The sequence below is a fragment of the Halomonas sp. KHS3 genome (assembly GCF_000830495.1).
GTDB lineage: Bacteria > Pseudomonadota > Gammaproteobacteria > Pseudomonadales > Halomonadaceae > Vreelandella > Vreelandella titanicae.
The window spans coordinates 1-23937 of sequence record NZ_JWHY01000012.1 but is presented as its reverse complement, the minus strand read 5'-3'; the positions used below and the strand labels follow the sequence as shown (position 1 = coordinate 23937).

The 23937-nt window shown below is 56.2% G+C and carries 12 protein-coding genes; 6 read left to right on the top strand and 6 right to left on the bottom strand.

Annotated elements, in window-relative coordinates:
- Nucleotides 1-48: 48 nt before the first annotated feature.
- Nucleotides 49-2160: an adenosylcobalamin-dependent ribonucleoside-diphosphate reductase gene (locus RO22_RS21400; protein ID WP_041159374.1), complete on the top strand. Its 2112-nt coding sequence runs from the start codon at nt 49-51 to the stop codon at nt 2158-2160.
- Between the two features lie 57 nt (nt 2161-2217).
- Nucleotides 2218-3012 (top strand): hypothetical protein, encoded by a 795-nt coding sequence (locus RO22_RS21395; RefSeq protein WP_022520913.1) that lies wholly within the window; start codon nt 2218-2220, stop codon nt 3010-3012.
- 5 nt (nt 3013-3017) lie between these two features.
- Here RO22_RS21395 and RO22_RS21390 read toward each other — a convergent pair whose 3' ends face one another.
- Nucleotides 3018-3761 (bottom strand): Crp/Fnr family transcriptional regulator, encoded by a 744-nt coding sequence (locus tag RO22_RS21390; RefSeq protein ID WP_027958773.1) that lies wholly within the window; start codon nt 3759-3761, stop codon nt 3018-3020.
- A 154-nt stretch (nt 3762-3915) separates the two neighbouring features.
- Nucleotides 3916-6762, bottom strand: coding sequence for an excinuclease ABC subunit UvrA (uvrA, locus tag RO22_RS21385; RefSeq protein WP_041159373.1), 2847 nt, complete (start codon nt 6760-6762; stop codon nt 3916-3918).
- Between the two features lie 193 nt (nt 6763-6955).
- Here uvrA and RO22_RS21380 point away from each other — a divergent pair, with 193 nt between their 5' ends.
- Together RO22_RS21380 and RO22_RS21375 are read left to right on the top strand one after the other, a co-directional pair.
- Nucleotides 6956-8335: an MFS transporter gene (locus RO22_RS21380; RefSeq protein WP_041159372.1), complete on the top strand. Its 1380-nt coding sequence runs from the start codon at nt 6956-6958 to the stop codon at nt 8333-8335.
- A gap of 72 nt (nt 8336-8407) precedes the next feature.
- Complete coding sequence (locus RO22_RS21375) at nt 8408-9055, top strand: single-stranded DNA-binding protein (RefSeq protein WP_022520910.1); 648 nt, start codon at nt 8408-8410, stop codon at nt 9053-9055.
- 89 nt (nt 9056-9144) lie between these two features.
- Here RO22_RS21375 and RO22_RS21370 read toward each other — a convergent pair whose 3' ends face one another.
- The 3 genes from RO22_RS21370 to RO22_RS21360 all read right to left on the bottom strand — a co-directional run bounded on the left by RO22_RS21370 (nt 9145) and on the right by RO22_RS21360 (nt 21459).
- Nucleotides 9145-18522 (bottom strand): carbohydrate-binding protein, encoded by a 9378-nt coding sequence (locus tag RO22_RS21370; protein WP_052475744.1) that lies wholly within the window; start codon nt 18520-18522, stop codon nt 9145-9147.
- Complete coding sequence (locus RO22_RS25110) at nt 18509-18994, bottom strand: delta endotoxin C-terminal domain-containing protein (RefSeq protein ID WP_041159371.1); 486 nt, start codon at nt 18992-18994, stop codon at nt 18509-18511. Before RO22_RS25110 ends, RO22_RS21370 begins: the two co-directional genes overlap by 14 nt.
- 143 nt (nt 18995-19137) lie before the next feature.
- Nucleotides 19138-21459, bottom strand: a complete 2322-nt coding sequence (locus RO22_RS21360; protein WP_041159370.1) for a hypothetical protein — start codon at nt 21457-21459, stop codon at nt 19138-19140.
- Nucleotides 21460-22155: 696 nt separating this feature from the next.
- Here RO22_RS21360 and RO22_RS21355 point away from each other — a divergent pair.
- Nucleotides 22156-23046, top strand: a complete 891-nt coding sequence (locus RO22_RS21355) for a sugar nucleotide-binding protein (RefSeq protein WP_022520898.1) — start codon at nt 22156-22158, stop codon at nt 23044-23046.
- On the top strand, nt 23043-23777 hold the full coding sequence (locus RO22_RS21350; RefSeq protein ID WP_022520897.1) for a lysophospholipid acyltransferase family protein: 735 nt from the start codon (nt 23043-23045) through the stop codon (nt 23775-23777). Before RO22_RS21355 ends, RO22_RS21350 begins: the two co-directional genes overlap by 4 nt.
- Nucleotides 23778-23872: 95 nt before the next feature.
- On the opposite strand, the gene RO22_RS25400 is transcribed toward RO22_RS21350, so the two are convergent.
- On the bottom strand, nt 23873-23935 hold the full coding sequence (locus tag RO22_RS25400; RefSeq protein WP_152618913.1) for an IS3 family transposase: 63 nt from the start codon (nt 23933-23935) through the stop codon (nt 23873-23875).
- Nucleotides 23936-23937: the final 2 nt, after the last annotated feature.

The following is a 23937-nucleotide window of genomic DNA, read 5'->3' as shown; positions in this document are numbered from 1 at the left end:
CCCTATTTGAGCGCTATAATTCACCCCGCTGTGAAGGAGTTTTGCGACATGAGCACCGCTGCCAAGGCTATGAAGACCTCTAATGATGTCCCGATGCAGGCCCCCTCGCGGGAAATCTGGGACGCCAAATACCGTCTCAAGGATCGTCATAGTCAGCCCGTGGATCAAGACGTCGGTGCTACGTTTGAACGTGTTGCTCGCGCCCTGGCTGCGGTGGAAGGTGATAAGGCGGAAGAGTGGCTGCCGAAGTTCCGCTGGGCGCTGGAAAATGGCGCCATACCTGCCGGTCGTATTCTCTCCAACGCGGGGGCTGAGGCCTACAAGCCTGCGGTGAGCCTGATTAACTGCACTGTCTCCCGCACCATTCGTGACTCCATGCGCGATATCCTCGACTCAGTGGTCGATGCGGGTATGACGCTGAAATCCGGGGCGGGTATCGGCTACGACTTCTCGACGCTGCGTCATAAGGGCGCGTTCGTATTCGGCGCTGGCGCGGGCACCAACGGCCCACTGGCGTTTATGGATATCTACGACAAGATGTGCTTCACCGTCGCCTCTGCTGGTGGTCGGCGTGGTGCCCAGATGGGCACCTTTGACGTGGGGCATCCGGACGTACGTGAGTTTATTCAGGCCAAGCGCGAAGCGGGGCGCCTACGACAGTTTAACCTCAGCTTGCTGATCACCGACGAATTTATGGAAGCGGTCAAGAACAATGCTGACTGGCCGCTGGCTTTTCCGCTGCACCCCGGTGAGAAAGAGGATGTCAAAGCGGAAGACCTGATCTACCGCGACTGGCCGGTGGTTGAAGAGGGCTACACGGTCGATGCCGAAGGCCGCGTCGCCTGCCGCATTGTTGAAGTGATTAAAGCGCGCGAGTTGTGGGACACCATCATGTCCTCCACCTACGACTACGCCGAGCCCGGCTTTATCCTGATCGACCAAGTTAATCGGATGAACAACAACTGGTTCTGCGAAGATATCCGTGCGACGAATCCCTGTGGCGAACAACCCTTGCCGCCAGAAGGCGCCTGCCTGCTGGGTTCTGTCAACCTAACCAAGTTTGTGATCGACCCCTTTGGCGCCGAGCCGCGCTTTGATTGGGAACGCTATCGCAAAGTGGTGGCGATCTTCACCCGTATGCTCGACAACGTGGTGGAAATTGCTGGTCTACCGCTGCCCCAGCAGCAGCGTGAGATTGAAGCCAAGCGTCGCCACGGCATGGGTTTTCTAGGCTTAGGGTCGACGCTTACTATGTTAAAGATTCCCTACGGCTCTAAGCAGTCACTGGTATTCACCGATGAAGTCAGCCGTCATTTAGCCATTGAGGGCTGGAAACAGGCGCTGGAGCTTTCTCAAGAGAAGGGCATGGCGCCGGTGCTCGAACAGGAGCACACCATTACCCCCAAAATGCTGCGTGAGCGGCCACAGTTGGCTAAAGATGGCTACGAAGTGAGTGATCAAGTGCCAGGGCGCATTCTGCACGCCCGTTACAGCCAATATATGGCCCAAGTGGCCGAGCATGAGCCGGAGTTGGTGGCGCAACTGGCCGAGCACGGCGCGCGCTTTACCCACCACAGCTCGATCGCGCCGACCGGCACGATCAGCCTGTCGATGGGTAACAACGCCTCCAACGGTATCGAACCCTCCTTCTCGCATCGCTATTTCCGCAATATTATTCAGTCGGGCAAGAAGACCAAAGAGCAGGTCGAAGTCGTCTCCTTTGAGCTGGCCGCCTACCGTCACTTTATTGCATCTGATGCGGTGGACAGCGACCTGCCTGACTACTTCGTTACCGCCGATGCGATATCTCCCGAACAGCACGTTGCCGTTCAAGCCGCCGCCCAGCACTGGGTGGATTCAGCGATCTCGAAAACGGTCAATGTGCCTACCGAGTTCCCCTTTGAACAGTTCCAGAACCTCTATTTGCAGGCTTATGAAAGCCGCTTAAAAGGCTGCACTACTTTTCGCTTTAATCCCGAAGCTTTCCAGGGCGTGCTCGTGCGGGAAGATGATCTTAAAAACACGACCTACGTATTCGAACTGGAAAACGGTGAAACCCTCGAACTAGCCGGGGATGAGAAGGTGATTTACGACGGTGAAGAGCATAACGCTGCCAACCTCTTTGATGGCTTAAAAGAAGGCACCTACGGCAAATGGTGATGCTGCGTTAAGCGCCACCTGTTTAAAAACGCACACCTTTGCTAAGTGGAGAACACCATGGCTGTAGAAATTACTTCAAAAATTGTGGGTTACCGTATCAAGCAGCAGGAGCAGGCCGTTCCCGTTCCTGAGCTACAAGATGAAGATCCGCTAACGGTGCGTATACCTTCCCGTCCGGAAGGCACGTTGGAAGCCGTGTCTGAAAAGATTTCATACGTAGGCGCGGAAGGGCGCAAAAAAGTCTATTTGCTGGTGTCGTTTATGCCAGTGGAAGGCGTGATTGGCAGTAAGCGCGTGGTGATTGAGCGCCCGGTGGAGTTCTTTTTTCCGTCAGGGCAGCTCTCCAGCGAGCACCAGTGGATCACCGCGACCATGCGCAGCCTTTCGCTGGCGGCCCGTGGTGGTTACGTCACACAAGCGGTGGCGGATCTGCGCAAAGTGGCCTGGGACAAAGGCTTGGTGCGCTGTGGCATGAACCGCTGGAACAAGCCAATGTTCCACGATTCGGAAGTGGCGGCGATTGCCTGGTCGATTCAGCAGATTCTTTATCGCCGCGGTTTTCTAGATCGGGATGGCAACCAGGTGCCGGTTGAAAAGCTGGTAGAGCGTTATGCTCATCGTATGGCTCACGGCCACGCTTGGCAGCCCGGTGCTGAAGACGAAGCTAATGATGCACCCATTGAAACAGGCGCGGTGGAGTCGATTGGCGGTGATAAGGCAACGAAGGGAAAAAAGCCTGAAGGCAGTGGCCCAGCCATAGTGGGTAACTGCCCCGAGTGCCGCGGTGAGCTGATCATGATGGATGGCTGCCCGACCTGCTATGCTGGCTGCGGCTGGTCAAAGTGTGGTTAGTTTTCTCAGGTGGAATCGCCTAACAGTGGCCGGACATTGTCGGTGAGGTAGCAATCGTCAAATTCACCTTCGGTGCATAGCGCGGATAAGTCTGGAATGGTGACATGGTGGCGGTCGCGAAATACTAGGCCGTCTTCACTAAGCGCCGTAAAGGTGCGGCTAACGTGTACCGGGCTTAGCCCGAGCACATCGGCTAACTGCTCCTGTGAGAGCGGCAGGCGGAACTGGTTGCTAATATCCGGGTTGGTTTGGCGCAGCCTTAAATACATTTCATACAGAAAATGCGCCATTTTCTTACGTGCACTGCGTCTGGCCAGAGTGACGAGGCGCTCAGTGAGCAGCGCCTGCTGACGGCTGCCAATGGCAAACATCACCGAGGTGAGAGGCAGCGAATGGCGAAATATTTCCAGCATACGTTTATGCGGGAAATGACAAATCACGCCATCATCAATCATGCGCACATTTTCAAGCCGCTGCGAGAAGGCAAACTCGCGCAACCCGATGATATCGCCCGGCAAAAACACTTCGAGAATCTGTCGGTCACCATTCTCTAAGTGACGGTAGGAGTAGGCCCAACCACTTTTTAGCGTGCAAAACTCATTGGCCGCATCGCCCATCTCCCAGAGTAGCGTGCCCGACTTAATATTGGTTGGGCTCTCCTCTAGCGCCATGAGCAATCCCTTCTCATCATCGCTTAATGAGCAGTAGTGATTGAAGTGCTTAATAATACAGCTGTTTTCCTGACCCACGACGTATCCCTCCAGCACAGGATTGGATAATACTGCTAACGATTATCTACCCGCCACTATAAACGATGTGGCCATCTACTGCGTCGCCCAAATAGGCTAACTAGCGTACCTATTTAGCCTGGGGTGAGCAGCGCTCACCCCTCGAAAACCAGCGTCAACGCTTCGTTGCACGCTTGCCTCGCGCGAGCAGCGGCGCTAAGAAGCGGCCGGTATGCGAAACGTCCTGTTTGGCGAGCTGTTCTGGCGTGCCCTCGGCGATGATCTGTCCGCCACCTGACCCCCCTTCGGGGCCAAGATCGACAATCCAGTCGGCGGTTTTGATCACATCCAGGTTGTGCTCAATCACCACGATGGTATTGCCGTGATCGCGCAGACGGTGAAGTACCGTCAGCAGTTGGCGAATATCCTCAAAGTGCAGGCCGGTGGTGGGCTCATCCAAGATATACAGCGTTTTGCCGGTATCACGCTTGGCCAATTCACGGGCGAGTTTAACCCGCTGCGCTTCGCCACCGGAAAGGGTGGTGGCGCTCTGCCCTAAGCGAATGTAGGAAAGGCCTACATCTAGCAAGGTTTGCAGGCGACGTGCAATGGCGGGCACTGGGCTAAAGAACTCCAGGGCGTCTTCCACCGTCATGGCCAGCACTTCGTGGATGGTTTTACCCTTGTAATGAATGTCCAGGGTTTCGCGGTTGTAGCGTTTGCCCTTACAGACATCGCAGGGCACGTAGATATCCGGCAGAAAGTGCATCTCTACCTTGATCATGCCTTCGCCCTGGCACGCCTCGCAGCGCCCACCCTTGACGTTAAAACTAAAACGACCGGGCTTATAGCCCCGGGAACGCGCTTCTTGGGTGCCCGCAAACAGCTCGCGAATCGGCGTAAAAATACCCGTATAGGTGGCCGGGTTGGAGCGTGGCGTGCGACCAATCGGGCTCTGGTCGATATCGATGACTTTATCGAGCTGGTCGAGCCCCTCGATCTTCTCATAGGGCGCGGCGGTCAATGTCGTCGCGCGATTTAATTCGCGCGCCGCAATCGGCATCAAGGTACCGTTGATCAACGTCGACTTACCCGAGCCGGAAACGCCGGTAATGGCGATAAACAGCCCCAGCGGCAGGCTAAGGGTGACGTTCTGCAGGTTATTGCCGGTAGCGCCGCGCACAATCAGCTGCTTTTCTGGATTGCCGGGTATGCGGTAGGGCGGCACGGCAATTTCCCGGGAGCCAGATAAGTATTGGCCGGTCAGCGAGTTGGGGTTGTCCATCACATCTTGAGGGGTGCCCTGGGCAACGATTTCACCACCGTGGACGCCTGCCCCAGGGCCGATATCCAGCACGTGGTCGGCGGCGCGAATGGCGTCTTCATCGTGCTCTACCACAATCACGGTATTGCCCAGGTCACGCAGTCGCTCAAGGGTTTTCAGCAGTCGGTCGTTGTCGCGCTGATGCAAGCCAATCGACGGCTCATCGAGAATATACATCACCCCGACCAGGCCTGCGCCAATTTGGCTGGCTAAACGGATACGCTGGGCTTCACCGCCGGATAGGGTGTCGGCGCTGCGCTCCAGGTTGAGATAGTCCAGCCCCACGTTGACCAGAAACTCTAGCCGGGCGTGAATCTCGTGGACGATTTTATCGGCGATCTCACCCTTGCGGCCGGGCAGGCTTAGATCAGCAAAATAGCGCCACGCTTCACCAATGGGGAAGCGCACAATTTCGGCGATGTTGTGATCGTCCACATAGACATGGCGCGACTCTTTACGCAGTCGTGAGCCGTTACAAGTGGCACAAGGCTGCACCGCGATGTATTTGACCAGGTCATCGCGGACCATGTTGGATTCGGTTTCCCGATAACGGCGCTGCATATTGGGCAGCACGCCCTCGAAAGCGTGTTCGCGGGTCACTTTACGGCCGCGATCGCCCACGTACACAAACGGGATCTGCTCGTCACCGCTGCCGTTTAAGATAACCTCCCGCTCGTGGCGGGCGAGCTCTTGCCAGGGCGTTTCCAGCTCAAAGCCGTAGTGCTTGGCCAGCGCCTGGAGCTGGGTAAAGTAGTAAATATTGCGCCGATCCCAGCCTTTGATCACGCCTTCGGCAAGCGATAGCTCCGGGTGGCTGATGAGCTTGTCCGGGTCGAAGTACTGCTGTACGCCTAGCCCGTCGCAGGTAGGGCAGGCGCCCGCAGGATTGTTGAACGAGAACATGCGTGGCTCAAGTTCCGCCAGCGAGTAGCCGCACACCGGGCAGGCAAAGCGCGATGAAAAGGCAATATCGTCGCGTTCACCGTCCATAAAGTGAATCATGGCGGTGCCGTCGGCGAGGTTCAGCGCGGTTTCAAAGGACTCCGCCAAACGTTGGGCAAGGTCGTCGCGCACTTTGAAGCGGTCAACGACGACGCTGATATCGTGCTTTTTGCGCTTATCCAGTGGTGCGATGTCGTCCAGTTCCAGCACTTGGCCATCGACCAGGGCGCGTACGAAGCCCTGGGCGCGCAGCTCGGCTAATAACTGTAAATGTTCGCCTTTGCGGCCTTTGACTACCGGCGCCAGCAGCATCAGCTTGGTGCCTTCGGCTAGGTTCATGACTTGGTCGACCATCTGCGAGATGGTCTGGGCTTCCAAGTCTTCGCCATGTTCTGGACAGCGGGGCGTCCCGGCACGCGCAAACAGCAGACGCAGGTAGTCGTAAATTTCGGTGATGGTGCCCACGGTCGAGCGCGGGTTGTGGGAAGTGGACTTCTGCTCAATGGAGATCGCAGGTGACAGCCCTTCGATGTGATCCACATCGGGCTTTTCCATCATCGACAGGAACTGGCGCGCATAAGTGGAGAGCGATTCCACGTAGCGGCGCTGCCCCTCGGCGTAAAGGGTGTCGAATGCTAACGACGATTTACCCGAGCCGGAGAGGCCGGTAATCACAATCAGCTTGTTACGGGGCAGCTCCACATCGATCTGCTTGAGGTTGTGGGTGCGGGCACCCCTGACCAGAATGCTGTCCATCAACACCTCGAATCGCGCGGCAAAAGCGTGATTATACGTTTGTCGGCACCCTCCCGGCAAAACCGCTTTCATAACCCAAGATAACCTGCGGCAACTCGCGACGTTTCCAGCGCCAGCCCAAACCGCTAGAATAGAGGATTGTCACAATCCACTCTGACTCACCACATGCTTAACCACCATATAAAAGGGCATTATGCGCAAGGTTTCCGCACTATTGCTGGCCTCTGAACGACGTGCGATCAGTGGTTTGGCCGGGCTTTATGCATCGCGCATGCTGGGTCTGTTTATGGTGCTGCCGGTGTTGGCGCTGTATGCCGACACCCTTGAGGGTTCGACCCCGCTACTCGTGGGCGTGGCGCTGGGGATTTATGGTTTAACCCAGGCAACGCTGCAAATCCCGTTTGGCTTACTCTCTGACCGCATTGGTCGTAAGCAGGTGATTGCCATGGGGCTGGTGATATTTGCACTCGGCAGCGTGGTCGCCGCTCTATCCGATACCATTATTGGTGTGATTGCCGGGCGAGCGCTGCAGGGTGGCGGTGCCGTTGCCGCGGCGATTATGGCGCTGCTGGCGGATCAAACCCGTGAAGAAGTGCGCACCGCCGCTATGGCCACCATTGGGCTTTCTATTGGCGTTTCGTTTGCGATTGCGATGGTGCTGGGGCCATGGCTTGCCGCCTGGGCTGGGCTGGCTGGGGTCTTCTGGTTTACCTCGCTACTAACGCTGGTGGGGCTGCTGGTGCTATGGCGCTGGGTGCCTGCCGCGCCGCGGCGGCGACGTCACCGCGATGTGGGCATGGATCGCCAGCAGTTTAAAAGTGTCATCACCCGCCCCGATTTATGGCGGCTGGATATGTCGATTTTTGCCCTGCATTTAGTGCTGATGGCGATATTTGTCGCGGTACCTTTTCGCCTGCTAGACGCCGGTGTAGCGATTGAGTATCACGGGCTGGCATATCTTGGCATTATGGCGCTATCGTTTGTGGCCATGGTGCCGCTGATAATTGTGGCCGAGAAGCAGCAGCGCATGCGTTTGATGTGCTTGGTTGCGATCGGCGCTATTGTGATTAGTTTGGCCGGGCTGGGGTTGCCACTCTCGCCAAGTTACTGGCTGTTTGTATGGCTGTTTGTGTTCTTCACCGGCTTTAACTTGCTGGAAGCGACGCTACCTTCCATGCTCAGTAAGTTAGCCCCGGCGGGCGCCAAAGGTACCGCGATGGGGGTCTACTCCACCAGCCAATTTTTAGGCGCTTTTTTAGGCGGTACGCTAGGCGGTTTACTGGCGCATTACGGTGGCCTCAACGCGGTTTTTATTGGCTGTGCTGGGCTTGCGCTATGCTGGTGGATCGCCATGTGGCGGATGCCCGCACCGCCCCCGCTCTCCAGCGAAGTGGTGGCGCTACACGAGACCCAGGCAGATGCGCTCGACCTGTTGATGGAACACTTAGCCGATGTGGTCGGCGTCGAAGACGTAATGGTGGTGCCAGAAGAGCGTTTGGTCTATTTAAAGGTGAACCGCCAGCAGCTCGATCAGGCGGCGTTGAACAAGCTCATGGCACCCCCCAAATCTTAATCCAGCCGTGCCGATGAAGTGTGGCGGCGGTTGGCAATAAACTCTACATGACAGCTATTAAAGGAGCGCCTTATGGCTCGCGGCATTAACAAAGTCATTCTGATTGGCAACCTCGGGCAGGATCCAGAGGTGCGTTTCACTCCCAGCGGCACCGCTGTGGCCAACCTAAACCTGGCCACCACTGATACCTGGATGGATCGCCAAAGCGGTCAACGCCAAGAGCGCACCGAATGGCACCGCGTGGTGATGTTCAATAAAACCGCTGAGATCGCCCAGCAGTACCTGAAAAAAGGCTCCAAAGTCTATATTGAAGGGCGCCTGCAAACCCGTAAGTGGCAGGATCAGAATGGGCAAGATCGCTACTCGACGGAAATCGTTGCCAACGATATGCAGATGCTTGATGGCCGTAGCGGTGATTACCAGGGCGGTGGCGCTCCGCAAAATAACTATTCCCAGAACGCTCCTCAGAACGCCCCCCAGAATGCGCCGGCTCAAAATAATCCTGCTGCTAATCACCAAGGCGGCTATCCCCCTCAGGGTGGTGCGCCTCAAGGCGGAAATAACTACCCTGGCGGGCAGAGCCCACAGCAGCCACCACGGCCCGCTCAGCCAGCACCGCACCAGGGCAACCAAGCTCCACCGCCCAACCAGCAGAACAGCAGCTACGGCGCTCCGGATCCGGGTAACTTCGACGACTTCGACGATGAGATCCCGTTCTAAAGACGTAAAACGCCTAAAACGATTAACGAGATCACAATATAGCCCGCTAAAAAGCGGGCTATATTGCGTACCAGGCTTGGTAACCGCGGTTAGAACAACAGCTCACTCGTTGATGGCTCTTGAACTCCCGTCACCCCCAGGGCATCTTCACCGCTATTAAGGCTTAGTGCTGAGGGCTGGTTCTCGCTTTGCTCAATGATGAGTGATTGAAGATCCATTGAGCCACCATTGAAGGTTAACCGTACTACTTGTTCCCCCTCCTGCAAGTTGAGCGTCACCTCCGGCCCTTGGACATAGTTTCCCCAGTCGCCGCTATTGGGAACGCTAAGCGGGGAGGCTTGTGCGTAGAACACGCCATCTTTCTCAGCGGCGACCGTTATGCTGCGGCCAGACCAAGGTGTCGCGGTAATAAACGAGAAGGTGTGTTCGCCAGCTTCAACGACATCGACGGTGTACTCTACCCATTCATTATTGGCGATCCAACCTATGGCCTCACCGTCGCCAACAATATCCACACCTTCGCCGCGAATGCTGGCGTTACCCAGTTGGGTTTCGCTGCTATCGTTGTAGGCTATGCCCGCGCCACCCTGGTCGTAGTTGATAGCGTCGAGAAACAGGCCGTCGTCGTCAATCAACCAGGGGGTGCCCTCCTCGTTAAAGGCTTGCTGTACGTTCTCACGTTCAAGGGTGAATGATTGGAAGTCCATCAAGTCGCTGCCCGCTGACCCGTTGAAGGTTAACCGCAGGGTCTGCTCCCCGGCCTGTAAATCGAGCAACATACCGTCACTGGCAACAGGGTTGCTCCAGGAGCCAGTGTTGGGCAGCGGCGGTGAGCTGGCTTCCAGATAGAACGCCCCATTTTTTTCGACGGCGGCAGTGATGGTGACATCGCTTGAGGGAGTCGAAGCGAGGAACGATAGGCTGTAAGTGCCGGATTGGGCCACGTCGATGGTGTACTCAACCCATTCTCCAACATCAACCCAGCCGATCGCTGTGCCATTACCGACGATATCAACGCCGCCTTCACGGAAATTGCTACCTTCTTGCTGAGGATCGCTATCGCTGTAAGAGATGCCTTCACCGCCGACATCAAATAGTGCGGCATCCAGCGTGAAGCTGTCGCCCACCTCCCAGGGGGTTCCACTGTCATTGAAGGGTATTTGGCTGCCGATAGTAGTGATCGGGGCGAGTGAGAACGAGGCCAGGTCTTGGGAGCCGCCGTTAAAGGTTAAGCGCAGCACCTGTTCACCGGCTTCCAGTTCTACCTGTACGCTGTCGGTGGGTACAAAGGTCGTCCAACTGCCGCTGTAGTTCACGCTGACCGGCGAGGCGGTGGTGTAAGGGCTATCTCCTTGGGCGAAGGACGCAGTAATGGAGCGTGCGGCACCACCGGTCGACCCCAGCGCCGAGAGGAAGGAGAGCTCGTAAGTGCCTGCCTGAGCCACATTGAGCGTGTACTCGACCCACTCATTGTTTTCGATCCAGCCGATGGCCGAACCGTCACCGACGATGTCCACGCCATCGCCCCGGAAGTTGCTACCTTCCTGATTCTCGCTGCTGTCGTTGTAGGCGACATCCTGACCGCCGCTATCGTAGTTGACGGCATCCAGCACGAGGCCTTCATCCTCTACCAGCCATGGCGTTTGGTTGGTGTTGAAGGGCTGTTGCTCCTCCTCTCCCAGGTCGATCGCCTCGAAGCTGAACGACTGCAGGTCAAGCTGGCCGCCGTTGAACGTCAGTCGCAACACTTGCTCGCCAGCATCAAGATCGAACTCCAGTGGGCCAACCGTCTGGAAGCTGGTGAAGCTGCCGGTATTGGGCAGGTTGATCGAGGCACTGCTCTGGAAGTTGCCATCCTGCTCAAAAGCGGCGGTGATGGATTTTCCATTTGATGTTGCCGAGGTGAGGAAGCTCAGTGCATAGGTGCCTGCCGTTTCAACATTGAGCGTGTACTCGACCCACTCGCCATCGGCGATATAGCCCAAGGCTTCGGTGCCGTTGGAGATATCCACCGCTTCGTCGGAGCGGAACGCTGCACCCTGATGGGCGGTGGTGGTGTCGTTGTAGGCCACGCCCTGGCCACCGTTATCGAACAGCTTGGCTTCCAGCGTCAATCCACCCGCCCCGAGTGTCCACGGCGTTTCGCCTGTGTTGTAAGCAGTTTGCTCTACAGGTGCCTGGTCATCCAGGAAGTTCGGAATGCCATCGCCGTCACTGTCGTCATAGAGATCGATGCGGCCGTTGCCATCGGCATCCTCCACCCCGGTGGGGTCATAGGTCTGAACATTCTCGACCAGGAAGATATTGTCGTTGTAGTCGTAGTTCACCCCCGCATAGTCCTGAATCACGATATAGGTATTGGGAATGACGTTGCCTGCTGCGTCTTTCGCTACGTAGACGCGAATCAGGTGGCCGTCGTTTTCGTCCCAGTTCAGGTTGGTGCCGGGGCTGCCGATAGCATCGATGGTGTCTTCGTAGAGGTTGGCATCGGGGTCAGACCAGGAGATGTAGCCTTGGCGACCGGTAATGTCCGCAAAGAAGCCAAAGGGCGCGTCCCGATCCAGAGTGGTGGTGGTCAGCAAGTCGCCACTATTGAGTGCCCGCGGCAGCAGCGTTTGCCCATCCTGCTCGTCGTGGGCCAGTATCTCGTCACGATCCCGGCTATCCACATCGTGGATAAACAGTCGCGCCACATCGCCTTGGGTATGATATGCCGCCAACTGGGTGATCTTGATCGGCGATTGACCGTCGGCACGCTGGAAGTAGGGCGAGAGAATCTCATCCCCGTTCGCTTCCACCAACCCGCCCTGATTCATCTGCCCCTCGGCCACATTGGTCGAGAAGCCGAAGGCATCGATGATCTCCTGTACCAGCGGCTCCTGGCCATTCTCTGACTGGCCCTGGGCAATCCCCGCCAGTTGGATCGTTTTGGTTCCCTCATCACCGTCGTTTGAGTTAATGATCAGCGTGGACTCATACAGCGTACCGTCATCGAAATCCTCGGCGATAAAGCGAACGGTGACATCCAGTGTGCCGCCGGCGGGAATGAGCAGGTTTTCGGTGGCTCCCACGATCTCAAATAGGCTCGGATCGGAAATTGCCAGGCTGCTGATCTCCAGGTCGGCGAAGCCATCGTTGGTGATGGTAAAGGTCGATTCGTCGTGGAACACCTGGCTGGCGTTGGCCGGGTTTTCTATTCGGCTCATCACCAGGCGATCATCCGAGGGTACCCCATCCAGGTTGGTGATGGAGATCTCGCCGCCGGAAACCGGTGAGATCCCTTCAATGACAAACATGTTGTCGTTGTAGTCATAGTTGATGCCGGTGTAATCCATCACGCCCAGGTAGGTGTTAGGGATTACGTTGCCATTGGCATCCAGTGCCTGGAATACCCGCACGGTATAGCCACGCTCAATGTCTTCCGCCCCTGGCGGTACCGTGCCGCCTCCAGTGGGATTGAGCGACGGGTCGGTTGAGAGATTGGCAACCTCGATACCAAAGATATCGTTACCGATCCAGCCGTCGGGGATTTGGTCGCGAGTGAACGTTGCCGTCGCGAATTGTCCATTGGCCTTGATAGGCAGTAGCGACTGGTTATTGTCGCCTGCATGATCGGAAAGGATAATATCCTGGTTTTTATTGCCGGGATTATGAATCCCCAGCGTTGCTCCCCCGTTGCCGTGGTAGGCCGCCAACTGGGTAATCGTGGCCGACTCAAAGCCATCGGCTATCTTCCAGTAACGTGACATCACCTCGTCATCATTGACCGGCCGGTAAAGGTCGAAGTCGTTGAGAACCGAGTTCTCGCCACCACCTACGGTGGTTAGCCCCTGGATGACGTTGCCAAAACCGAACACTTCCCAGACCTCGTTGACGTTGGGCTCCCAGCCGCCTTCGTCACGCGCCTGCCAGAAGCCTGCTAGGTGCACCTCGGCGACGGGGGTGTCGGCGTCGTTGGTGACCAGGCGCAGCGTTCCCTCAAAGACGCCGTCGCCTGCATCGTTAGTGGGTGGCGTATAGGCCGCGCGGTCAAACAGCACTTGCACGTCAATCGATTCTCCTGCAGCCAGTGTCAGGCCAGCGAAGATATCGGGATCGACGAGAGTGAAGGGGCCATCAAGATCGGCGTCAATAAAAACCAGCTCGTTGGTGCCGGTATTGCTGATAGTGACCGTGGCATCCTCTTTATAGTCACGGTTAGGGTTGGAGGCGCTGTCGTTCTCCAGGTAGCTGAAGTGCAAGCGGTCGGAGTAGTAGGCCGCATCGTTGCTCTGGATACCGATACCTGCATCGGGGTCGCCGGGGGCGGGCGAGATATCAAGGTAGTCGATTTCATCGACGCCATCCGCCGTGGAAACAACCCGCAGGTTGTAGGTGAGTCCCGCCTGAAGCTCGATATAGGCGGACTGCTCGCCGGCCTCGCCAACGCCTGGGAAACTCATCTCATCCACCGGCTGCCCGTTGAGCAGCAGCGTCAACGCACCACCATCCGGTGCGCCCGCATTGGCGGCCAGGTCAAGTTTGTAGGCGCCGTCCTCATTCACCGTGAAGTAGAAGTCGGCGGTACGGTCATTGACAGCCCGAGCACTATCGCCGCTTTCCAGCTCGATACGGCCACTGCCATCAATGTCTGCGTAAACGGGCTCGAAGGTATCCAATGGGGTATCCGCGATGCGCAGCAGGTCGACATTGGGGCCATTGGCCCCCGGGGCTGTGACGGTAATAGTATTGCTGCCTGTGCCCAGGGTTAACTCGGTTGACTGGAAGAACCAGTTATCCTCAGCTTCGTTACTCTGACCTGGGAAATTGAGCGTGCCAATATCGATACCGTTGACGGTGACTACCATTGGACGGTCAGCCTTGGAGGCTGCCAGGGCATAGCGGAAGCCAACGTCGTAGGTGCCAGCCTCATCGACCTCTACTGTCCAGGTAATACTCTGGTCGCTGGTGCCATTGAAATCGACGAACCCTTCACCCGAGGCGTTGCGGTCATCCTCACTGTTGGTGATAATCACCGGCCCATCGAGCTGAGCGTTTTCAGCTTCGTAGTCGGTGTAGCCGGGCGATGTGTCTTCGGGGGCCTGTAGGATCTCCAACTGGTCGATATTGGGGCCCGTATTATTGACGGCCTGGAAGCGTACCGTATTAAGCCCTGATACCAGCGACGCTGGGATATCCAGCGTTAGCCACTCGTTCCAGGCATCATCGCCAGTGACGCCAGCGGGTGGGCTGAAGCCGAAGGTACCTACGCTAACGTTATTGACGAATACTTCCAGCGGGCGATTAACCGTGTCGCCGTTACCGTAGCGAACTCGCAGCACTGAATCACCCGCATCGGCCCCTGATAGCTCGAAACTGAAGGTGATAAAGTCGCTATTCGTACTGCCAAAATCGGCATAGCCGCCTAATACGCCATCGGTATCATCATTGTTACCGTCCAAACCGAAGGCGCCAGGGCGGACACCGGTTGGCTGGTTGGCTTCGGGGTTATTCACCGTGCGGATCTGAATCTCAGCACCACCACCTTGAGCAATTGATACGCTGGTACCATCGTTGGGCGTATTGTCTTCTGCCTGAATAGTGAGTAGCGACACCAGCTCATCATCAGGCTCTTCTGGGTCAACGATGACACCTCCAGGAGCGGGGTCGAGGCGAATGATCTGGCTCTGACCGTTGTTGCGGTTCAGCGTCAGCAGGTAGAGCTGGCCGGTGGCCGGGTTTTCGATAATATCCAGCGGGTCTATGTAGGTGATAACGTTACCATTCACATCGCGGAGCACTTCGTCCCCAGTGATGTTGCCTGCGGCGTCGAAAGTAATGGAGCGTATATCGTCACCACCAGAATATTCGGTGAACAGCACGCTGCCTTGCAGGTTGCCGCCAAACACGCCGCTGGTGTACTCGGTGACGCCGTTGGGAGAACGGTTCTCGCCTAATGAATAGACTCCCTCAATATCGTAGTTGGGGTCAGGGTCTTGGCCAGCAGGGTAGTTACCTACCTGGTTGGCATCGTTGCCTGCGGTTGGGTTACCGCCGTTGAGGATAAACTCATCGCGCAGGGGATTGGGATGTCCGTAATAGCCTCCTTCCTTAACCGTAAACAGGTAGTCGTCCTGTTTTTCGACGTTACCTACGTATTCATTTTGCGGCGTTGAAGGGTCATCCGGTACATTGCCGCCGGCCGCCGAGCCGTTGGTCGGGACGTAGAGATTGCCATTGGAGTGCCACACCAGGTCATAGGCATTGCGTACGCCGGTGGCAAAAATCTTGACCACAGCGTCATCGGCGAAAGGATCATAATAACTCTCGATCAAGTTACCATCGGAATCCTCTACTGTTGCGGTACCGTTGGCCGCGAAGACCAGAAAACGGTCATCACCCATGGCAATCGGGTCTGCCTTGAAATCAACGCCGTCATCGTCGGTGAAACGGCGGTTGAAGCCATCCTCAGGCAAGGGCTCGGTGGTCACATCAAAGCCACCTGCTGGCGCTTCACGGGTCGGATCTATTTCCATGACAGCGGCACTGAGCAGGCGCTCCGGACGGTTACCCCAAGCACTATCGGGTGCCCCCATTGCCGAGTTCGATCCCTGAAGTAGATACAGCAAGTGGCTTGGTACGTCTGGGTTGGTGTTGGCATCGAATTCGGGGTTGGCGCGGAATTCGAGGCTATTGGTAACGTGGTCGCCGTTGGAGCGCGGCAGTCCGGTGATATAGGCTTCAGCAGTGGCGTTGAAAGCGTCACCTTCTTCCAGGGTAATCTTGGAAATGCGTCCACTGAAATCGGGGACGCCATTATCACGCCCTTCAAGTGGAATCGGATAGTTATCGCTTACCCACAGGACATTGGGATCGGTAGGGTCGAAGGTTAGGCCGATAATGCCCCGCGATCCTGCCGAATCCCCTGCAAAATAGTCGAGTGCCAACACTTGCTCATTGGAGAGCGCGCCGGTTTGCGGGTTAACGTCGTAACGCTTGATCTCGCCCAGCATATTCGAGATGTACATCTTGCTGCCATCAGGTGATAGCTCCAGCGAGGTGAACTGGTAAGCGTTGTCGGCAGCGCCGTTGAGCTCAATGACATCGTTGAATGCTACTTCTCTTGGCACAATTTCAGAGGCTTCACCGGTGATGAAGGTGTTGGTGAATTTCTGGAACTCCCGAGTTGGAGCGTCAGGGTTGTCATTGGCGCCACGATCCTGAAAGCCTTCGATGACCAGGGTGTAGCTGGTGAACTCTTTGAGCATGCTGTTGGGAGAAATCGTCAACGAATCGAAGCCGCCGGTAGTGTTGACGTTGAGAGCTACCTCTTCGCCGCTGACAGTTTCGAAGAGCCGTACGGAGCCGTCACCTAAGCTTTCCAGCAGGGCACCGCCACGGCCATCGACGACCGAGATGCCCACGAAAATATCCGAATCGGGATCGACGCCGGTGGGGGGCGTGCCGTCTTCGGCGTCTAACTCGACCCGAATCTCGTTCTCGCCCACTCCGGCGATAGCACGCGGGTCGGTGAAGAAGGCGTAATCTTCCGGTGCCTCACGGTCATCCTCCGGTGTCAGGTCGGGAATCGACTGGATCTCGATATACTGGACCTCGGTATTATCACCAAGGCCAATCGAATCCAGGGTCAAGCGGCCATCGGTAACCTGTACCACGCGGGTGACCAACTCGGAGCGGAAGCCTTCGGTGTCGTTGCTGGGGCTATTGTCGGCTGGAAAATCATCGGGCCGGAACGGCGTAAAGGGGGTGCTGAATTGCTCACCTTCGGCGTTGATCAGATTGACGCTGTCGTAAGGCCCTGAGGTATCGCCGATAGAAATCGTGACCTCATAATAGCCGTCGTCCAGTTCCATTTCCCATCCGGCGCGTACATAGCCTTCCGCAGGCTGGTCGAAGTGAGCGTAGGTGCCCTGGCGAGGATCAAGCCCGGCAATCTCATCGGTACGGTCGTTGACGGCGACACTGGAGAGGGTATTGATCGCCATCGGTATAGTGCCATTTTCGGTGCCATCGGCGATGGAGGCCTCGGTAACCCAGCCGTACTGGTAAACTTGGCCATCGATCTCGACGGATTGATCGCCAAACGCTAAGCCGGTATCGGCGATATAGCCTTCCGGAGTGGCAAAGCCATCGGGCTCGAAATTAATCTTGACGGCAAAGCGCTCACCTGGCTCGACAACCGGTGGCTCTTGAGTACCCTCTCGGCTGACGCTCAGGCTATCAATATTGGGGCCGGCATTACCGACGTTCTCCAGCCGGATGGTGTTGTTGCCCGCCATCAGTTCCAGCTCAATGGTGGCGTCTTGCCAATTCACCCAGCCGTCGTTGCCTGCGCCAGTGGTGGGGAAGGCCAGTTGGCCCTGGGGGGCGCCACCTACCAGGAGAGTCATCGGTCGGCTAGCCCCGGCGCCATCACCGTTGGCATAGCGCACATTCAGGGTATAAGTGCCCGCTTCTTCGACGGCTACCTCAAAGAAGGCCGCATCACCGGCTTCGTTGCCCATATCGAGGTAGCCGCTGCCGGTAAAACCATCCCATAGGCCGTCCGGGCCAGCGGCTGCATTGGTTTCGGGATTGCTAGCGTCGCGAACCATTGTATCAGGGGTAGGCTCATCATCGTCGATGGTGAGCGCTTCACCCTGAATCTCAAACAGGAAGGGCCCGGTGGGTGTTTCACCGCCGTCGTCCTGCTGGTAGTTGAAGATAATCTGATCGATATTGGGGCCGTTATTGACACCGCCATCGGCCACTGCCGGTATGGCAAATGAGACGCTGTTGGGGCCAGCTTGAAGCTCCATCTCCACTTCAAGCTCTAGCCAGCTATCCCATGGGTCGTTGACGCCATCATTGACTGCCGGCGGGAAAGCCGCTTGGGGAACAGGCGTTCCATTGATCATTAGGTCAAGGGGGCGGGGCCCTGCGCTACCGTTGGCGTAACGAATTACCGCGGTGTAGGTGCCAGCTACCTCGGTTTCAACGTTGAAGATAACTTCGTCGCCGGGGTTTGTGCCAAAGTCCATATAGGCACCACCGACGGCTCCTTCACGGTAATTAGTGAAGGCATCGGGATTATTAGGATCTACCACTCGCGTGAAATCGGCATTGGAGGGTAGGCCACTATCATTGACGGTGACCAGAGCAGCATCCTCTGCCTGGATAACGATGGGCGCGACAGTGTCTGGAACGGCATCATCCTCGCTTACGCTACCGCTTGCCGTCGCGGCGGCGCTGTCGATGGCGAAGCTGTCACCGGTGGCGCCGATAAGCGCGACCGTGACGTTTTCGCTACCGTTATCTTCGTCGTCGTTGGCGACATCAACCGCTAGGGTGGCGGCACCGTCGATAAAGGTGACCGTGCGGGTATCGGCAACGCCATCAATTTCCAGGGCAAGCTCCACGTCACCGCTAAAAGCGTTTGAGGCGCTCAATGCAAAGCTCAGCGTAGTGACGCCCTCATCGCTCGGCATCGGCGATGCCCAGCAGGATAGTCGGCTCCGGCTCGCCGCTGTCCGTGGGCACAAACTCGATATAGTCGATGCGTGCGTACTCCAGCGCCGTCGAGCTGGCGCTGAGCGATAGGGTAGCGTCATCGCCCACGGTCACGTCGGCAAAGGTGGCAGTGCGAAAGTTTTGCGGCTGAACACCGTTGCCGCTGTCAGCGTCGTCATCGAATGTCCAGCTGCCGCTGAAGCTCTCGCCGTCGGCGTTACCGATACTTAGTTGGGCAGTGCTTTCACCGTCGCTCTCGTCGACATAGCCGACGATGACGGTATAGGTACCGGCGGCCACCTTGCCCTCCAGGGCGTAGCTGGCGGTGCCTTCGCTGTTTCCGGGCAGGCGAATGGCCTGGCCGCCATCGGCGGCGGCGATGTTCTCGATGGTAAAGGTCGTGGCAGTGTCGAACGCTTCCGCCTGGAGGCGGATGGGATCGGCAGGCACTACCGCTTCGTCATCTTCACTGACGCTACCGCTGGCCGTCGCGGCGGCGCTGTCGATGGCGAAGCTGTCACCGGTGGCGCCGATAAGCGCGACCGTGACGGTTTCGCTACCGTTATCTTCGTCGTCGTTGGCGACATCAACCGCTAGGGTGGCGACCCCGTCAGTGAAGGTGACCGTGCGGGTGTCGGCAACGCCATTAATTTCCAGGGTAAGCTAAGCTCCACGTCACCGCTAAAAGCGTTTGAGGCGCTCAACGCAAAGCTCAGCGTGGTGACGCCCTCATCGCCACTCTCTACCACCGGGTCGGCATCGGCAATGCCCAGCAGGATAGTGGGCTCCGGATCTACGCTGCCGGTGGGCACAAACTCGATATAGTCGATGCGTGCGTACTCCAGCGCCGTCGAGCTGGCGCTGAGTGACAGGGTAGCGTCATCACCTACGGTCACGTCGGTAAAGGTGGCAGTGCGAAAGTTTTGCGGCTGAACACCGTTGCCGCTGTCGGCATCGTCGTCAAACGTCCAATCGCCGCTGAAGCTTTCGCCTTCGGCGTTGCTGATGCTCAGTTGAGCAGTGCTTTCGCCATCGCTCTCGTCGATATAGCCGACGATGATGGTATAGGTACCGGCAGCCACCTTGCCATCGAGTGCATAGCTGGCCGTGCCTTCGCTGCTGCCGGGTAAGCGAATAGCTTGGCCGCCATCGGCGGCGGCGATGTTCTCGATGGTGAAGATTGTGGCAGTATCGAACGCCTCCGCCTGTAAACGGATGGGATCGGCGGGCTCGGGAGGAGGTGTAACGCTATCTTCAACATCACCAACGGCAATGACGAATGTTTCGCTAACACTCGCACCCGCCGGGTCAGTGGCGGTTATCTCGACGCTGACCGAGGTTGTCGTTTCAAAATCAAGGCTTGTGCCGCTTTTCAAGCGCAATACGCCGCTGACATCTACCTCGAAGCGCTCGTCGCTGACAGTAAAACTATGGGTGTCGTCATCCTGGTCTTCCACAATGAGCTGACCAATAACGGCGCCTTCCTGGTTTTCCAGCACGCTGTTGTTATCTAGCAGCAGGGCGGTGGGTGCGGAAGGCTCTGCCGCCACCAACGCCATCTCAATTTTATCGATATTGGGGCCGTTGGCGCGGCCGCCCAGCCGCAGTAAGTTTTCGCCAGCGGCTAGCGTGAATTCGAGTGTTTCTGTCGTCCAACCTTCCCATTGCGTGGCAGCGGGCGTACTGGTAGTTACGCCGCTGGGCAGATCATCGAGATCATCGGGCATATAAAGGGCGGGCGTTGTTTCTGCAAATGCAAAGGTGCCAATACTCGTTAAGCCGCTGCCTTCGACCAGCGACAAATCAAGCGGCCTGCCGCTGGAACTGGCATAGGTCACGGTCATGGAATAGGTGCCTGCGACGGGGGCTTGATAAACAAATTCCCCATAAGCATCTACATTGCCAAATGCCCAATCCAGGTAGCTAGCCTCTTCGGCACCTACTCGAAAGGTGTCGTTGAGGCTTACGATATTGGCGGTAGTCACCGGGCGATTGGTATCGATGCCATCTGGGGTTAGGTCGGGTTCTGGTGACAAAAAAAGCTCTTCGCCTTGGATCACCTGACTGCCTAGCGCGGGTTTGCGGATCTCGAGATAATCCACATTGGGGCCGCTGAGGCCATTTGACGTAAAGCTGACGCTGTTTTGCCCCTCTTGAAGCTGCACAATAATGGTGCGTTCAGCGAAGGTAGTGAAGTCACTTGCATTATTATTGCCTTCGGGGCTGGTACTGCGTAGGTCAAACATGCGATCAACCAACTGATCATTCACTTCTAGACGCAGAGGGCGGTTACGTTCGCTGGCGACAGCATCGTTGTTTCGACTCAAGGCGTAGCTTACCGCCAGTTCATATTCACCCGCCTCCGGGACATCGATATTGAAGGTAAGAGTTTCACCACTCGGGCCGACAAAATCGGCATAGGCATTGCCATCAGCATTAACGGCATTGGGTTCACCGACGGCGGACGTGGTCACGCCGCCTGTCATAACAGCATAGTTGCTGTCGCCATCTGTATTGTCGGTATCTTCTGCCTGAATACGGATGGGGATGAAAACAGGGGGCACGGGAAGGCTTTCGGTGACTTCAAAGGTGACCGCCTCACTGCCAGCTTCAATTAAGTTGCCTCCACTGTCGAGTGCGCTAATCAGCAGTTGAACGTCACCATTGGTAAGGTTAGGGAGGTTATCGAAGATAAAAGGTGGAGATGTTTTCGTGAGCGTTAGTGACTCACCCTCGCTATTAATGATGGTTAATTCGATTGATTCCGTAAGAGATAACGAATCAAGGGGGGTATTAATGATAGGAATGATACGGATTGCACTATTTTCTATTTCATCTACTGCCACTGTCTGCGCGCTGTTTAAGCCACGCTGGACTTCACCACTCGCTGCATCGACCCAAGAAATAGAGAACATAAGACACCCCTGTGATGTAATTAGCTAATTGCAGGCAACACCTGGCATATTAGGGTTGTTGATATTGAGAAGGTGCTGAGCATCAGATCCCCATGAGCCGTGTAGTGGCCACCTCGGCTCCATGCTCGTTACAATTTTCTACCTTAGTTAACCTCTCATATCTCACAAGGGTTAAATTTCTAATGTCGTTGTATTGTCTGGTTGGTTTATTAAATATTATTTTTAGAAAGTAGAGGGTTATAGCTCATGTAATATGAGTGTTTGGTAAGTTGTTTAGAAATATGGCTAAAAAAATGATTATCTTATGATGAGGCTTTAGTTTTTTGGAGTTGATGATTGATTACTATTTGAACCCTTTTTACTGCCTATATAGTCAAGAATGTCATTAGAGAGTTATTAGTTTTTTAAGCAATAGACTGTGGTTGATTCCATCTCGTCACCAGTGTTTAAGGCGCTTTACTCTGATAATATCCATTATGCAGCTATTTAAGATTGGTTTTTCACGCGGTTTATTCTGACCGTAATAGCGGCCAAATTCGTCGGTCACGGCGGTGAGGAGGCTTCCTACGGGGGGCGAGAACCAGTAAAGTGTACCGCTCCTGTCGCCGAGCGGCAGCCATGAGCCTTATCTTGTACGACAGTGCCTAGATCTTGGGTGGTTGGCACTAATGTTTGTAAATTGTGCAGAGGATGGTTGTGAAACTTTTGATATTGGATGCCGGCCACTGCTTAAACTTGGCACTGGCTCGGGAAGCAAGCCGTCGCGCCGATACGGAGTTAGTCATTGAACAGGGTACAATCATTACCGCCTCTCGTCTTGAGGCGATAGCCCCCGACGCCGTGATTATTCCACCGTTGGCCCATCCACTGAATATGGCGCCAGCGGATGTGACGGCGCATGCCGATGCGGTAGATATTTGTCTGGATGCCTGCCAGGCGCAAGACGTAGCGTTGATATGGTGTGTCTCCGATCAGCTCTATGAAGATGGTTTGGATGTCCCCATTGATGAGCATGTGGTGCCCGCGCCACGGGATGATAGCTTGCGCCGTCTGGTGCAGACCGGTGATCGCATCCGTGCGGAGTTTCGGCGTCATTTGATTGTGCGCTTAGGCCCGCTGTTTGCGCTGGAAGGAAGCCATGCGTGGCTAAATGACATCATTGGTGATTTGGTACTCGGGAAGGCAGTGCGCGCTGCGGAGGATGTGATTTTTTGCCCGACCTCCGCGGATGCCGTTGCCATGGCGCTGATTGGCATGCTACAGCAGCAGGTCAGCGGTGCTGAGGCTTGGGGGGCTTACCATCTTGCTGGCACCGAGCCGGTCAGCGCCTTTACCTTTACCTCCATGGTGCGTACTCAGCTGTTAACGCACCTTGAGGGGCGCGGTGAGCAGATTACCCTCGGCGAGGTTCAGCCGCTTAAACATCATCATGATGCAAAGCTACGGCGCGTTTTGAACTGCCGGCGTGTGCTGGATGTGTTTGGCGTCCATCAAAAACCGTGGCGGTTAGAGGCTGGGCGTATGTTGGATACGTGGTGTTTAACCCGTGAAAGTAACCGTGTCAGCAATACAGGAGCGTCGGCTTGATAAATGTGGTTCGCAGCTTGGTCTTTTATGCTGGCTACTTTTTGGCCATGCTGATGATCGGCATCCTGTTTCTGCCCATTGCGCCGTTTCTTCCACTGTCTGGCCGCTACCGATTGCTTAATTTGTATAACTACTTTTTGATGGTGTGGTTTCGTATTGCCTGCGGGGTGCGCTACGACATCCAAGGGCGGGAAAACCTGCCCAGTGGCCCGTGTGTGATTCAAGCCAACCACCAGTGTGAGTGGGAAACCGTGTTTCTACAGGTGATGAAGCCACCGGTATGTACCGTGTTAAAGCGCGAATTACTGCGCCTGCCGATCTTTGGCTGGGGGTTGCGTCTGCTTCGCCCGATTAGTCTGGACCGCTCGAAACCAGCACGGGCGATGAAGCAAGTGCTTACTCAAGGCGTCGAGCGTTTGGGAACGGGGCTTTCAGTACTGATTTTTCCTGAAGGGACACGGGTAGATCCAGGCATCCGCAAACGCTATAACAAAAGTGGCAGCGTGGTGGCGTGTCGGGCAGGGGTGCCGGTATTGCCGGTGGCTCATAATGCGGGTGAACGCTGGCCAGGCCGCCACTGGGTTAAGCGGCCAGGCGTACTGCGTGTGCGCATTGGTAAGCCGATTGAAACAGCCGGGCGTATGCCCGATGAAGTGCTCGCAGACGTCGAGGCGTGGATTGAAGCGCAGTTACAGGAAATTTCAGACGTGCCACGGCCTACCTCTCGGTAACCGTCTTTTGCGTATACGTTACGCCTGTACATAAAAGCCTGAGCATAAAAACGGCGCCCAATTGAACTGACCCCATAAACTTGGACAGTGAAAAACTAAGCAGCCAAGGCCTGATTTCGGTACTGCACCGGACTCAGGCCTTTTAATTTGGTCTTAATCC